This is a genomic window from Flavobacterium sp. (assembly GCF_046317795.1).
In the GTDB taxonomy this organism is placed as follows: domain Bacteria; phylum Bacteroidota; class Bacteroidia; order Flavobacteriales; family Flavobacteriaceae; genus Flavobacterium.
Genome location: NZ_JBKCVI010000183.1, coordinates 1 through 13348, shown reverse-complemented (window position 1 = coordinate 13348; position 13348 = coordinate 1). Strand labels below are relative to the sequence as shown.

Below are 13348 nucleotides of genomic sequence, written 5' to 3'. Positions count from 1 at the left end.
CTCTAGAGTAACGTTATTGATAGTTTCCTCTGATAAATATTCGCCAGACGGATGACTTTTGCCATAAGCCAAAACTCTTTCAACTCTACTAGCCACTGCGGTTACACTTTTTTCTTGCGTTTTTAATCCTTCGATTAATTTTTCTCTTTCTTTATCAAACTCTTCTTGAGTGAAGTTTGGCATTAATGCACCTTCAGCCATTAATTCCATAATTCTTTTAGCATGTTTAGATAAACCGCGAGCTGCGGCGCCAGAAGAGAAGAAATTGATATTTGCTCCAAGGAAATCTACTTCTTCGTTAAAAGCGTCTTTTGATGTTTTAGTAGAACCATTTCCTATCATGCTACTGGTTAAATCATCAACCCCTTTTTTGTTACCTTCAGCATATGGCATATTGTCTAAAGTTAGACTGTATGATACTCTTGGCAATTTATGGTTTTCAACCACTAGAACTTTTAACCCATTTGAAAGGGAGAAAGTTTCTGGTTTTTTGATGTTTATTTTTGGTGCTGGACCAGGTTTTGGTTGCGTTCTGTCTTGTGCTTGCATAGTTAAAGTTAAAAACAAGCTTGATACTATTATGATTGATTTTTTCATTTTCTTGATATTAGTTATTTTACTTAGCTTGTTCATTTTTGTTTAGTTCAGCTTTGTCTTTGGCAGGAACATAATCCAAAATCAAACGTTGATTTGGATTTAAATATTTTTTGGCAGCATCTCTAATTTCTTCACGTTTGATTGAACGATACATCTCGATTTCGGTATTTATTAAATTTACATCGCCATACAATAAATAAAAAGTAGCTAAATTTTCTGCAACACCTTCAACACTTGAATTGTTATCAACATAATTACTTTCGTAAATATTTTGTAATTTTTGATAGTCACTTTCAGAGATGAGATTCGTTTGAAGTTTTACGATTTCTTCATCTATTTCTCTAAGTAAATCTACTGAAGTGTTTTCTCCTAGCGGTAATCCATAAAGAATGTATTGACCATAATCTTCTTGTGAGTAATTGAAAGCACCAATTTGTAATGCCATTTTTTTCTCATCCACAATTTTTTTATACAACTTTGAACTTTTACCATTGCTTAAATACGTAGAAATCATGTCTAAAATCCTAGCATCTCTTGTTTTCATGGAGGGCGTTCTGTATGAAGCTACAACCATTTCTTTTTGAATGTTTGGGTCTTCATAAGTAGCTCTAATAGTTTCAGTAATTGGAGCTTCAACAAAAGTTTGTTTTTTAACTTCAACACCTCTTGGAATTGGTCCAAAATATTTTTGTATCCAAGCCTTAGTCTGAGCAATGTCAATTTGACCGGCAACAACTAAAACAGCATTGTTAGGAGTATAAAACTTTTTGTTAAATGCTTGAAATTCCTCCAATGTAGCGGCATCTAAATGTGCCATAGAACCGATAGTTGCCCAGCGGTAAGGATGATTTTTAAACATATTTTTCTTTACTTCGGCAATCAAATTCCCATAAGGTTGATTGTCAACACGTAGCCGTTTTTCTTCTTTTACTACTTCATTTTGAGTATCAACCCCAATTTGGTTAATTACGGGATGCATTAATCTTTCAGATTCCATCCACAATCCTAACTCAGTATTGTTAGAAGGGAATACTTCGAAGTAATAGGTTCTGTCTTCAGTAGTATTGGCATTGTTTGTTCCTCCGTTTGAAGTTACAATTTTAAACCATTCTCCTCTTTTGATATTTTCAGTTCCTTCAAACAATAAATGTTCAAAAAAGTGAGCAAATCCAGTTCTTTCTGGATTTTCATCTTTTGCACCTACGTGATACATTACGGAGGTAATTACGACTGGTGCAGATGGATCATTGTGTAAAATAACATGAAGACCATTTGGTAAATCGTATTCCTCAAAAGCTACCTTTTGGGCATGAGCCATTCCTCCAAGCATAAGCATTGTACTTAAAGCGATTAGTGATTTTTTCATAAAAAATTAAAATTTTTTTGTTGATTTTTTGAATTAGTAAACTAATAGTTTAATTTGTTACATCAAAAATACTTTTTTTTATTTGAATATGTAAGAATTCAAAAAAATTCTAGCATATTTTATCATTCCTTGAAAAGCAGTCATAAACTTTTTTTTGGAAAGTATTGCGTGTAAAACAAATAGTAGTATATTTGCAACCCGAAAAGTCGGTATAAAATTAATTAAACATCATTGTTATGTACGCAATCGTAGAGATAGCAGGGCAACAATTTAAAGTAAGCAAAGACTTAAAGGTTTATGTTCACCGTTTGACTAATGAAGAAGGTTCAAAAGTTTCTTTTGACAAAGTTCTTTTATTAGACGATAATGGAAATGTAACTTTAGGCGCCCCAGCTATAGAAGGTGCTTCAGTAGAAGCCAAAGTGTTACAACACTTAAAAGGAGACAAAGTAATCGTTTTCAAAAAGAAAAGAAGAAAAGGTTACAAGAAAAGAAATGGTCACAGACAATCTTTAACACAAATAGTGATCGAAGGTATAGCCGCAACTGGTGCTAAGAAAGCAGCGCCAAAAAAAGCAGTTGTTGAAGCTGAAGTTACCGATGTTGCTGTAGAAGCTCCAAAAGTAAAAAAAGCTCCAAAAGCTAAAAAAGAAGATACACAAGATTAATAACAATATAAAACGTATACGTCATGGCTCACAAGAAAGGTGTCGGTAGTTCGAAGAATGGTAGAGAATCAGAATCAAAACGTTTAGGCGTGAAGATTTTTGGTGGTCAAGCTGCTATTGCTGGGAACATCATCGTTAGACAAAGAGGTTCAAAACACAATCCAGGTGAAAATGTTTACATGGGTAAAGATCATACTTTACATGCTAGAGTTGATGGAGTGGTTAAGTTCCAGAAAAAAGGAGATAATAAATCTTTTGTTTCTGTGCTTCCGTTTGAAGCATAAGAATCACTCTTATTGAATTACAAAACCCGTCTCGTTCTAAAACGAGACGGGTTTTTTGTTGTCTCTCTTTTTTATAATAATTAAACCCTCACATCACTGCTAGGGCTTAATCTTAATACTTAATACTATTATCTTAATACTAATATCTGTAATACTCAGGTTTGAATGGTCCTTCAACGGCAACACCAATATATTCTGCTTGGTCTGTACGTAAGGTTTCCAATTCAACGCCTAATTTTGCTAAGTGCAACATCGCAACTTTTTCATCAAGATGTTTCGGTAGCATGTATACTTCATTTTTGTAGTTTGCTGAGTTAGTCCATAACTCAATTTGAGCTAAAGTTTGGTTGGTAAATGAATTACTCATTACAAAACTTGGGTGACCTGTAGCACAACCTAAGTTTACTAAACGACCTTCGGCTAAGATAAGAATGTCTTTTCCAGCAATAGTATATTTATCTACTTGTGGTTTGATTTCAACTTTTGAAGCTCCGTGGTTTTTGTTCAACCAAGCCATATCAATTTCATTATCAAAGTGACCAATGTTACAAACAATCGTTTTATCTTTCATTTGCTCGAAGTGACTTCCTAAAACAATGTCTTTATTTCCAGTAGTGGTGATAATAATATCAGCTGTAGCGATAACGGTATTTAATTTTTTTACTTCAAAACCATCCATGGCTGCTTGTAAAGCACAAATTGGATCGATTTCGGTAACTGTTACAATTGAACCTGCACCACGGAAAGAAGCCGCAGTTCCTTTACCCACATCACCATATCCACAAACAACTACTCTTTTTCCAGCCAACATAATATCTGTTGCTCTACGAACAGCATCAACAGCCGATTCTTTACAACCGTATTTGTTATCAAATTTTGATTTAGTAACCGAGTCGTTTACGTTGATTGCTGGCATGTATAATGTTCCGTTTTTCATTCTTTCGTACAAACGGTGAACTCCAGTGGTTGTTTCTTCAGAAAGACCTTTGATACCGGGAATTAGTTCTGGGTAACGGTCAAAAACCATATTGGTCAAATCGCCACCGTCATCTAATATCATGTTCAATGGTTTTCTGTCTTCACCAAAGAACAAAGTTTGTTCGATACACCAATCAAAAGATTCTTCGTCAAGACCTTTCCAAGCATACACTTGAATTCCTGCAGCAGCAATAGCCGCCGCCGCTTGATCTTGAGTTGAGAAAATGTTACAAGAAGACCAAGTAACTTCTGCTCCAAGAGCAATTAATGTTTCAATTAAAACAGCCGTTTGAATAGTCATGTGCAGACATCCTGCAATACGTGCTCCTTTTAAGGGTTGGCTAGTGCCATATTCTGCACGAAGCGCCATTAATCCAGGCATTTCAGCTTCTGCCAATTCAATTTCTTTTCTTCCCCAAGCTGCAAGTGAAATGTCTTTCACTTTAAAAGCTACATAAGGTAATGTTTGTGTACTCATCTATTGTGTATATTTGTTTTTTTAATTTCGGTGCAAAACTACATAATAAGAAAGAATTAAAAAAGTATTTTTTGCTTTTTTGTGATTTGTTTATCGGGTTAATTTTCTGAAAAACAATTAGATAATTTATTTTTCCAATGCCATTATTTAAAATTACTGATTTAAACAATTTCACTCGGGTTTATATGTGGAAAATCACGGAGACATTCGATGAGCTTTTTCGAAGTGTGGCGTTGAAAGACATTTCTTTGGCACGATTAGAAGGCATGAAATCCGAAAGTCATCAAAAAGGATTTCTTAGCGTCAGAAGATTGTTGGTAGAAGCCGGTTATACTGATTTTGATTTGTATTATGATGAAGTTGGAAAACCACATTTGAGAGAAGCGGGAAGCGAGAAGCGGGAAACAGGGAGCGGGAAGCAGGGAGTTGGAAGTGACTTCCATCTTCCATCTTCCATCTTCCATCTTCCATCTTCCAGCCCGAAACATATCTCTATTTCTCATTCTCATGATTTTTCAGTAATAACTATCAGTGATACATTAATTGGAATTGATTTAGAAATTCTAAAAGAAAAAACCTTAAAACTGGCGCCACGTTATATGGATGTTTCTCATCTGGAAAATCTTTCTGAGGAAGATCAACTCATTAAAGCAACTGTTGTTTGGGGAATCAAAGAATCGGTCTTTAAAATCAAAAATGAAATAGGCATCAGTTTTAAAGACCATATTTTTGAAAGCGATTTTAATTTGGCCGATAAAAAATGCACTGTGGCGTTGCGATTTAATCAACGGGTGGAATACTTTGACGTACTCTTTGATTTTATAGAAAATTATGTGTTTGTATGTGCTTTTAACTCTATTAAGTTCGGGATTGCCTCAGGTGAGAAAAAATAATGATAGATATCTACAAAAAAATACTCGAAGCAAAATCAAGAAAACAAAAGCTTTTAGCCATTCTTCTTGATCCAGACAAATTAGATTTAAATTCTATTAGTTCTGTTATTTCAAAAATAAACAAATCGCCAGCAACACACATTTTGGTTGGCGGAAGTTCGTTTGTAGGCGACCATTTAAATGAATTAATAATTGCTATAAAAAGTAAAACAAGTTTGCCAATTTTACTTTTCCCTGGTCATTCTTCCCAAATCTCTGCGAATGCTGACGGAATTTTATTTTTGCAATTACTTTCAGGAAGAAATCCTATTTATTTAATTGAACAGCAAATTGAAGCCGTTCCCATTTTAGAAAAAACAAATTTAGAAATTATTTCCACAGGTTATATTCTGATTGAAAGTGGTGGCGAAACGGCTGTAGAAAGAGTGAGTAAAACCAAACCTTTGTCAAGAAACAATCCTGAGTATGTTGCTCAAACGGCAAAAGCGGGAGAACTCATAGGTAACAAACTTATTTATCTAGAAGCAGGAAGCGGCGCAAAAACAGCAGTTCCTTTGGAAATTATTTCTTCTGTTTCAAAAAGAATTTCAATTCCTTTGATTGTTGGCGGTGGAATTCGTTCCAAAAAACAAATTGATGAAGCATTCGCAAATGGTGCTGATATGGTTGTTATAGGTACTGCATTTGAAAATAATGTAAATTTCTTTGACTAATGTTTGAAATCCTCTTTTCTCAATATAAAAAATACCCATGCTACGAAATTTTATTAGAGATAATAGCCATATTTTTTGGTTTATTAAGCGTTTGGTTTGCTAAAAAAAATAAGATTTGGGTATTCCCAACAGGCATTATCAACACCGCTATTTATGTTTATTTACTCTGGAAATGGACTTTACTTGGCGATATGATGATTAACTTTTATTATGTGGTGATGAGTATTTATGGTTGGTATCATTGGACACGTAAGAAAGATAATGCAGTTGAATTCCCTATTTCGAGAATGACTTTATCTGAAAAAAAATGGGCTTTCATCATTTTTGTATTAACAATTCTATTTGTAGTGGCGGTTTATACATTTTTTGGTAAATTTACCCATTGGACATCGTACGTTGATACTTTGGTCACAGGAATTTTCTTTGTTGGGATGTGGCTTATGGCTCGACGAAAAATAGAGAATTGGATTTTATGGATTATTGGTGATATCATTTCCATACCCATGTATTTTGTTAAAGGATATTCGTTTACGAGTATTCAATATTTAATTTTTACAATTATTGCCTTTTATGGCTATTTAGAATGGAAGAGAACATTACAAGAAAAGATAGTTTAGCTAAAAAATATGGTTTTACTACCGCCGATTTTGAACAAATCAAAACCAAAGGTATTTCTTTGGATAAAATTGAAGGCGTTTTAATGTTGTTTCAATTGGGAATTCCTAAAATATATATCGAAAAACCAGCTACTATCAATGACGGAATTCTCAAATTATCAAAAGAAGAATTTCAAAAATATGCAGCGCTTTTTGATTCAAAGAAGACAAGTTTAAAACTCAAAAAATTTGTTCCTGCTTCTGGTGCAGCTAGTAGAATGTTCAAGTTTTTAAATGAATTTTTAAATGAATTTGATATTGAAAATGAAACCATAAACGCTTACATCAATAGAAAAAAGGAAAGAAATTTATCCATTTTTTTAGCTGGAATTGAAAAATTTCCATTTTATGAAGAGGTAAAATCAAAAGTAAAACTCTTGGTTGACAATTACTATTCATTAGAAAGTCACGAAAAAAGCTATCATTTCATCAAAACGATGTTGGCTACAGAACATTTTGATTTTGCCAACAAACCAAAAGGAGTTTTACATTTTCATAAATACGATACTTATATTGTCACCCCTGTGGAAGAGCACTTGAACGAATGTGCTTATTATGCCTCTTCAAATTCAGTTTCACATTTGCATTTGACCATTTCGGAACATCATGAAGCTTTATTTCAAAAAATTATTGAAGAGGTTAAAGCAAAAGTGGAAAACAAAACCAAGACTGAACTCAATGTTGGATTTTCTTATCAAGATAAAAGCACCGATACCATTGCGGTTGATTTGCAAAACAAACCTTTTAGAAATGAAAATGGCGAATTGGTTTTTCGTCCAGGCGGACATGGCGCTTTGATTAATAATTTGAATTTGCTTGACGCCGATGTTATTTTTATTAAAAATATTGACAACGTCATTCAAAATCACATAGAAGAAACAACTTTATATAAAAAAGGACTATCGGGCATTTTATTGGATGTACAACAAAAAGTTTTCGAATTTGTAGCCGCTATAGATAATCAAGCTATTCAAGAAAATGATATTGAAGCAATCATAGATTTCATGACTCAAAAATTGAACATTGATGTATTGGATGATTTTTATAAATACACCCTTGAGAATAAAATTGATTATATAAAAAGTAAATTAAATCGACCTATTCGAGTTTGTGGTATGGTGAAAAACGAAGGCGAACCTGGTGGCGGACCATTTTGGGTTAGGAGCGTTAAAGGAAATATCTCTTTGCAAATAGTAGAAAGTTCCCAAGTGGATATTCATAATGCCGAGCAAGCCCAAATCCTTGCAAAAGCCACCCATTTTAATCCAGTAGATTTAGTATGTGCTACCAAGAATTATAAAGGCAAAAAGTTTGATTTGAATGATTTCATCGATCACAGTACCGGATTTATTGTACACAAAAACAATAAGGGAAAAGAATTGAAAGGTTATGAATTGCCAGGTTTGTGGAATGGTGCTATGTCAAAATGGATTACTATTTTTGTTGAGGTACCATTAGTTACTTTCAACCCAGTGAAAACCGTAAACGATTTATTGAAACCAGCTCACCAACCGCAACATGAAAACTGATGTGATACTTTCCGAACTGCAATTCAAAGCAGTTAGAAGTTCTGGCGCTGGTGGACAAAACGTCAATAAAGTTTCTTCAAAAGTGATTTTAACGTTTGATTTATCACTCTCACAAGCTTTTGAAGAAGCCGAAAAAGAACTGCTATTCACGAAATTATCGAACAAACTTTCCAACGAAAATATTTTGATTTTAAATTGTGATGAAGATAGAAGCCAATTAAGAAATAAAGAAATCGTTACTAAGCGTTTTTTTGATTTAATTACTAAATCTTTAATTGTCCCAAAGAAAAGAAAAGCCACCAAAATTCCACGATCAGTCATCGAAAAAAGAATCAAAGCCAAACGCAATCTTTCGGAAATAAAACAGAATAGGAGGAAACCTGATTTGTAAATTTCAATATCAATTGCAAAAATCAATTGCAATAAAAAATATAATTGAATTTTGATGTTGTAATTGTCATTGATATTGCTATATCTTTGCCTCGTCTCAAAAGGGGTGCTCTACCAAGGGCTGAGATTATACCCAATGAACCTAGAACAGGTAATGCTGTTTAGGGACGGCTAAGCGTTAAGAAAATGTCCAGTGGACATTTTTAGCGAAAGAGCGAGCAGGCGCCGCTGGCTTTTTCAAACGATTAGCAAGAGTATCAATTTAATTTTAACCAAAGAATAATTACCTCTTTTTATTTGTAAACTATTTTACGAATGAAAATTTTATTTAAAAAAAGTGGGAAGCAGGAAGCAGGAAGCGGGAAGCGGGAAGCAGGGAGATGGAAGCCAGAAGTCAGAAGAAGACAACAATCTATTTTCTATTTTTTATTTTCTATTCTCTTCTTCTCACAAACAGCTTTCTCGCAACAAAAAGAACAAGACACCACAAAAGTCAATGTGCTCAATGAAGTAACCGTTTCATCTGTTAGAGCCAAAGGGAAAAACCCAATCACGTTTACCAACTATTCTAAAGAAGAAATTGCACCGCGAAATCTGGGTCAAGATATTCCGGTACTTTTAAATTTTTTACCATCTGTAGTATCCACAACAGATGCTGGAAATGGTGTTGGTTATACCTATCTGCGAGTTCGTGGCTCTGACGGTTCAAGAATAAACGTAACCTTAAACGGAATTCCATTTAACGATAGCGAAAGTCAGGGAACTTTTTTTGTGAACTTACCCGATTTTGCTTCCTCGCTCGAAAGTGTGCAATTGCAACGCGGCGTGGGAACATCTACCAATGGTGCTGGTGCTTTTGGCGCAAGTTTAAACATGCAAACCAAATCGTTTCAAGAAAAAGCCTATGCCGAAATTGCCAACTCTGCGGGAAGTTTTGGCACGCGAAAACACACGTTGTCTTTTGGAACAGGGTTGCACAACAATTTTGAAATGAATGCGCGCTTGTCTAACATTGCTTCCGATGGTTTTATTGATAGGGCTTCAACTAATATGATGGGCTACTTTTTTAATGCGAATTATATCACCGAAAAACGACAAATTAAATTCTTTGCTTTTGGCGGAACAGAAAAAACCTATCAAGCATGGTATGGTTTAGAAGATCCAGAAAAACTAGAAAACGACAGAACTTATAATGTTGCAGGAATGTATACCGATGAATTTGGCAACACACAATTCTATGATGATGAAACCGATAATTATACCCAAAATCATTTCCAGTTGCATTGGTCTGAAAAATGGTCCGAAAAATGGATTTCAAACGTGGCAATGCATTACACTATAGGAAAAGGTTATTTTGAACAATACCGCGAAGATGAAACATTGGCCGACTATAATTTACCTGATTTTAATGGCAATTCAATTGCTGATTTAGTTCGAAAAAGATGGCTCGATAATGATTTTTTTGGCGCTACTTTTTCATTAAATTATCGAACGCCCGAAACCGATATTTTAATTGGTGGCGCGGCAAATCGTTACCTAGGGGACCATTTTGGCGAAGTAGTTTGGACACAATTTTACACTCCCGATGAAAACAGATATTACGACAACATTGGGAATAAAGACGATGTGAATTTTTATGCCAAAGCATCGCAACAAGTTGGTAAATTAAATGTTTTTGCCGATTTACAATACCGAATGGTTTTTTATGAAGCTACTAGTTTTCGGTTTGATGATGTAAACGATACTTTTTTGTTTTTCAATCCAAAAATGGGTTTAAATTATCAATGGAATGAAAAAAATTCTTTTTATGGATTTTTTGGAGTAGCAAATAAAGAACCGCGTCGCGATGACTATGAAAACGGAAGTACAAAACCAGAACAACTATTCGATTATGAACTAGGATGGAAATACAATTCAAAAAAAATAAATCTCTCAGCCAATGTTTTTTATATGAACTATAAAGACCAACTAGTTTTAACCGGTGCTTTGAATGATGTAGGTTCGCCTATTTTCACTAACAGCGGAAGCAGTTACCGTTTGGGTTTAGAAGTAGAGTCTTTGATTACATTAAATCAAAAAGTAACGCTCAACCCAAATGTAACCCTAAGTCAAAACAAAAACCGAGACTTTAATTTTCAACGTGATGGCATACTGCAAAACTTAGGAAATACGAATATTGCATTTTCGCCAAACATAATTTTTGGAAATAGATTTACCTATCAACCCATCAAAACCATACAGGTTTCCTTGTTTTCAAAATATGTAGGCAAACAATTTATGGGAAATATCGACTCGCAAAAATCTGTTTTAGATGCTTTTTTTGTTAATGATTTGAATTTTACCTACCAATGGAATATCCATAAAGGATTAAAATCTATAGTTTTTTCTGCAATGGTCAACAATATTTTCAATGTTGAATATGAGTCTAACGGCTATTTCTATACTTTTGATGACGATTTTAGTACTCCAGGAACAGTTATAACGCAAGAAGGAGCGGGATTTTATCCACAAGCAGGTATTAATTTTTTGGCTGGGCTAACTTTGAAATTCTAATTTGTAATCACCAATGTGCTTCCGTTCAGATTAACGCGATATGCTTTCATAGGGTATTGCTGTCCAGCACTTTGCCCAGTGTATAAGCTATAGACAGTATCATCACAATCGCAAGTCGCATTAATACTTCCTTGAGTAACCGACATAGGAGTTGTACAAATAGTGAAAGCAATGTTTGGGCAAGCTAAGTCGTAAGCTACAAAACCGCTTCCTGTATTGAAAACCACAATACCTCTTGCGCCTTGTGAAAAATCAATAATACGATTACCCGGAAATTGTAAATTGCTATAAGCCGGCAAATTTAAGTTTATTTGTAAATTAACAGCATAATTTGGGATATTCGGATTGTTATTATTTGCACTTCCACCATCACAACCAATGGCAAAAGGAAGAATAAACAACATAAAAAAAATCTTTTTCATATAAATTTATTAGATTACTATAGCGAAACAAATTTAAATTAATTAACTTTGACAAACGTTATCAAACGTAAACAAATTTGAAATAAATTAATAAATTATATCTTTGCAAAAAGAAATCCCGTTGCGATGGGATTTTTTCTATTTATATAAATGATGAAATTATGAGTACAGTATCGTATTACACAGCAGAAGGATTAAAAAAATTAAGAGAAGAATTGGATCAACTTAAAAGCATAGAAAGACCAAAAGCTTCACAAGCTATTGCAGAGGCAAGAGACAAAGGTGACTTGTCTGAAAATGCAGAATATGATGCCGCCAAAGAAGCACAAGGCATGCTAGAAATGCGAATTGCTAAACTAGAAGAAGTTCATTCTAATGCACGATTGATTGATGAAAGTCATTTGGATACTTCAAAAGTTTTGGTTTTATCTCATGTAAAGATTAAGAATCAAGCCAATGGTATGGAATTGAAATATACCCTAGTTGCTGAGAGCGAAGCCGATTTAAAAACAGGGAAAATATCAGTGACTTCCCCTATTGGTAAAGGATTGCTAGGAAAATCTGTGGGAGAAGTGGCTGAAATTACCGTTCCAAATGGAAAATTGAATTTTGAAGTTTTAGAAATTTCTAGAGACTAAAAATGAGTTCAATATTTACCAAAATAGTTAACGGCGAAATTCCTTGTTATAAAATAGCGGAGGATGAAAATTATTTGGCTTTTTTGGATGTAAATCCCAATGCCAAAGGACACACGCTATGCATTCCAAAACAAGAAATCAATAAGATTTTTGATATGGAAGAAGAACTGTATTTAGGATTGATGAAGTTTTCTAGAAAAGTAGCCAAAGCCCTTGAAAAAACAATTCCTTGCAAAAGAATTGGAGTTGCAGTGGTTGGATTAGAAGTGCCTCATGCACATGTTCATTTAATTCCACTTCTCGACATGGATGACATGCGGTTTCAGCGTAAAGTTTCTTTGACTAAAGAAGAATTTGAAGAGTTGGCAAAAGCTATTCAAGGGAATTTATAAAATTAAATCTCGTAAAAACGAGGTTTTTTTATGCCTTTTTAAAAGTGACTTGAATTGTAGTTCCTTTTCCCACTTCGGAATTTAGTACTTTTATTTTTCCTTTGTGGTATTCTTCTACAATTCTTTTGGTCAGTGATAAACCTAAACCCCAACCCCGTTTTTTGGTAGTAAAACCAGGTTCAAAAATGCGTTTGAATTGATTTTTTGGTATCCCTTTGCCACTATCGGATATTAATATATTAACGAAATTAGTGTCGTTTTCAATCACTATTGATAATTTGCCACGACCTTTCATAGCATCGATGGCGTTCTTGACTAAGTTCTCCACTGTCCAACTGTGTAACGCAGGATTTAGCGAAACCATAATTGGTTTTTTGGGGGCTTTAAATGAAAAATCCACTTGACTTGAAAATCTTGATTTTAAATAATCAAATGACTGTTCAGTCTCTTCAATGATATTTTTTACTTCGAGTATGGGTTCAGAACCAATTTTAGAAAATCTATCGGTTATGGTTTGCAATCGGTTGATGTCTTTTTCGATTTCTAAAATGGTGGTTTCAGCAACATTATCGGCTTTCATGATTTCGAGCCAACCTATTAAAGAAGATAAAGGTGTTCCTATTTGATGTGCGGTTTCCTTCGCCATTCCTGCCCAAAGCTTGTTTTGGGTAGCCATTTTGGTGCTTTTGTAAAAGTTATAGACTAATGCGCCAAACAAAAAGATAATTAATAATAGCGCAACAGGATAATATTTCAATTTGTTGAGTAGCGAAGAATTGCCGTAGTACAAA

Annotated in this window: 15 protein-coding genes; 10 read left to right on the top strand and 5 right to left on the bottom strand. The window is 34.1% G+C overall.

Going from position 1 to position 13348, the window contains the following annotated elements; genetic code table 11:
• Together ACK5ON_RS10880 and ACK5ON_RS10875 are read right to left on the bottom strand one after the other, a co-directional pair.
• Positions 1-597 (bottom strand): M16 family metallopeptidase (locus tag ACK5ON_RS10880; RefSeq protein ID WP_409822346.1); only part of this gene is annotated, 597 nt, incomplete at its 3' end.
• Positions 598-616: 19 nt separating this feature from the next.
• Complete coding sequence (locus tag ACK5ON_RS10875) at positions 617-1963, bottom strand: M16 family metallopeptidase (RefSeq protein WP_396175280.1); 1347 nt, start codon at positions 1961-1963, stop codon at positions 617-619.
• 236 nt (positions 1964-2199) lie between these two features.
• On the opposite strand from ACK5ON_RS10875, the gene rplU reads away from it, so the two are divergent.
• A complete protein-coding gene (gene rplU, locus ACK5ON_RS10870; RefSeq protein ID WP_396175282.1) occupies positions 2200-2631 on the top strand; it encodes a 50S ribosomal protein L21 in 432 nt (143 codons plus the stop codon).
• 23 nt (positions 2632-2654) lie between these two features.
• Entirely contained in the window at positions 2655-2915 is a 261-nt protein-coding gene (rpmA, locus tag ACK5ON_RS10865) for a 50S ribosomal protein L27 (protein WP_396175284.1), read from the top strand.
• A gap of 139 nt (positions 2916-3054) precedes the next feature.
• Here the strand turns inward: rpmA and ahcY are convergent, their stop codons facing one another.
• Positions 3055-4371 (bottom strand): adenosylhomocysteinase, encoded by a 1317-nt coding sequence (gene ahcY / locus ACK5ON_RS10860; protein WP_409822343.1) that lies wholly within the window; start codon positions 4369-4371, stop codon positions 3055-3057.
• Positions 4372-4556: 185 nt separating this feature from the next.
• On the opposite strand from ahcY, the gene ACK5ON_RS10855 reads away from it, so the two are divergent.
• The 6 genes from ACK5ON_RS10855 to ACK5ON_RS10830 all read left to right on the top strand — a co-directional run bounded on the left by ACK5ON_RS10855 (position 4557) and on the right by ACK5ON_RS10830 (position 11105).
• Positions 4557-5264 carry a 4'-phosphopantetheinyl transferase family protein gene (locus tag ACK5ON_RS10855; protein WP_409822341.1) on the top strand — a complete coding sequence of 236 codons (708 nt, stop codon included), beginning with the start codon at positions 4557-4559 and terminating at the stop codon, positions 5262-5264.
• A complete protein-coding gene (locus ACK5ON_RS10850) occupies positions 5264-5977 on the top strand; it encodes a geranylgeranylglyceryl/heptaprenylglyceryl phosphate synthase (RefSeq protein ID WP_409822339.1) in 714 nt (237 codons plus the stop codon). Before ACK5ON_RS10855 ends, ACK5ON_RS10850 begins: the two co-directional genes overlap by 1 nt.
• The gene (gene pnuC / locus ACK5ON_RS10845; protein WP_409822337.1) at positions 5977-6594 is read left to right on the top strand and encodes a nicotinamide riboside transporter PnuC; all 618 of its coding nucleotides are present in this window, start codon (positions 5977-5979) and stop codon (positions 6592-6594) included. Before ACK5ON_RS10850 ends, pnuC begins: the two co-directional genes overlap by 1 nt.
• Positions 6561-8162, top strand: a complete 1602-nt coding sequence (locus ACK5ON_RS10840; RefSeq protein WP_409822335.1) for a DUF4301 family protein — start codon at positions 6561-6563, stop codon at positions 8160-8162. The genes pnuC and ACK5ON_RS10840 overlap by 34 nt, the downstream gene beginning before the upstream one ends.
• A complete protein-coding gene (arfB, locus tag ACK5ON_RS10835) occupies positions 8152-8553 on the top strand; it encodes an alternative ribosome rescue aminoacyl-tRNA hydrolase ArfB (RefSeq protein WP_409822333.1) in 402 nt (133 codons plus the stop codon). The genes ACK5ON_RS10840 and arfB overlap by 11 nt, the downstream gene beginning before the upstream one ends.
• 314 nt (positions 8554-8867) lie before the next feature.
• Entirely contained in the window at positions 8868-11105 is a 2238-nt protein-coding gene (locus ACK5ON_RS10830; RefSeq protein ID WP_409822331.1) for a TonB-dependent receptor, read from the top strand.
• Here the strand turns inward: ACK5ON_RS10830 and ACK5ON_RS10825 are convergent.
• Positions 11102-11527 (bottom strand): hypothetical protein, encoded by a 426-nt coding sequence (locus ACK5ON_RS10825; RefSeq protein ID WP_409822329.1) that lies wholly within the window; start codon positions 11525-11527, stop codon positions 11102-11104. The genes ACK5ON_RS10830 and ACK5ON_RS10825 overlap by 4 nt on opposite strands.
• A 161-nt stretch (positions 11528-11688) precedes the next feature.
• Between ACK5ON_RS10825 and greA the strand changes: the two genes are divergently transcribed.
• Complete coding sequence (gene greA, locus ACK5ON_RS10820; protein ID WP_396176408.1) at positions 11689-12165, top strand: transcription elongation factor GreA; 477 nt, start codon at positions 11689-11691, stop codon at positions 12163-12165.
• Positions 12166-12167: 2 nt separating this feature from the next.
• Positions 12168-12557 (top strand): HIT family protein, encoded by a 390-nt coding sequence (locus ACK5ON_RS10815; RefSeq protein WP_409822327.1) that lies wholly within the window; start codon positions 12168-12170, stop codon positions 12555-12557.
• Between the two features lie 28 nt (positions 12558-12585).
• Here the strand turns inward: ACK5ON_RS10815 and ACK5ON_RS10810 are convergent.
• The coding region (locus tag ACK5ON_RS10810; protein ID WP_409822325.1) for a sensor histidine kinase at positions 12586-13348 on the bottom strand (763 nt) is incomplete at its 5' end.

Excerpts from the sequence above, each read along its gene's own strand:
- ACK5ON_RS10875 (WP_396175280.1), bottom strand. The coding sequence starts at position 1,963 with ATGAAAAAATCACTAATCGCTTTAAGTACAATGCTTATGCTTGGAGGA.
- rplU (WP_396175282.1), top strand. The coding sequence starts at position 2,200 with ATGTACGCAATCGTAGAGATAGCAGGGCAACAATTTAAAGTAAGCAAA.
- rpmA (WP_396175284.1), top strand. The coding sequence starts at position 2,655 with ATGGCTCACAAGAAAGGTGTCGGTAGTTCGAAGAATGGTAGAGAATCA.
- ahcY (WP_409822343.1), bottom strand. The coding sequence starts at position 4,371 with ATGAGTACACAAACATTACCTTATGTAGCTTTTAAAGTGAAAGACATT.
- ACK5ON_RS10855 (WP_409822341.1), top strand. The coding sequence starts at position 4,557 with ATGTGGAAAATCACGGAGACATTCGATGAGCTTTTTCGAAGTGTGGCG.
- ACK5ON_RS10850 (WP_409822339.1), top strand. The coding sequence starts at position 5,264 with ATGATAGATATCTACAAAAAAATACTCGAAGCAAAATCAAGAAAACAA.
- pnuC (WP_409822337.1), top strand. The coding sequence starts at position 5,977 with ATGTTTGAAATCCTCTTTTCTCAATATAAAAAATACCCATGCTACGAA.
- ACK5ON_RS10840 (WP_409822335.1), top strand. The coding sequence starts at position 6,561 with ATGGAAGAGAACATTACAAGAAAAGATAGTTTAGCTAAAAAATATGGT.
- arfB (WP_409822333.1), top strand. The coding sequence starts at position 8,152 with ATGAAAACTGATGTGATACTTTCCGAACTGCAATTCAAAGCAGTTAGA.
- ACK5ON_RS10830 (WP_409822331.1), top strand. The coding sequence starts at position 8,868 with ATGAAAATTTTATTTAAAAAAAGTGGGAAGCAGGAAGCAGGAAGCGGG.
- ACK5ON_RS10825 (WP_409822329.1), bottom strand. The coding sequence starts at position 11,527 with ATGAAAAAGATTTTTTTTATGTTGTTTATTCTTCCTTTTGCCATTGGT.
- greA (WP_396176408.1), top strand. The coding sequence starts at position 11,689 with ATGAGTACAGTATCGTATTACACAGCAGAAGGATTAAAAAAATTAAGA.
- ACK5ON_RS10815 (WP_409822327.1), top strand. The coding sequence starts at position 12,168 with ATGAGTTCAATATTTACCAAAATAGTTAACGGCGAAATTCCTTGTTAT.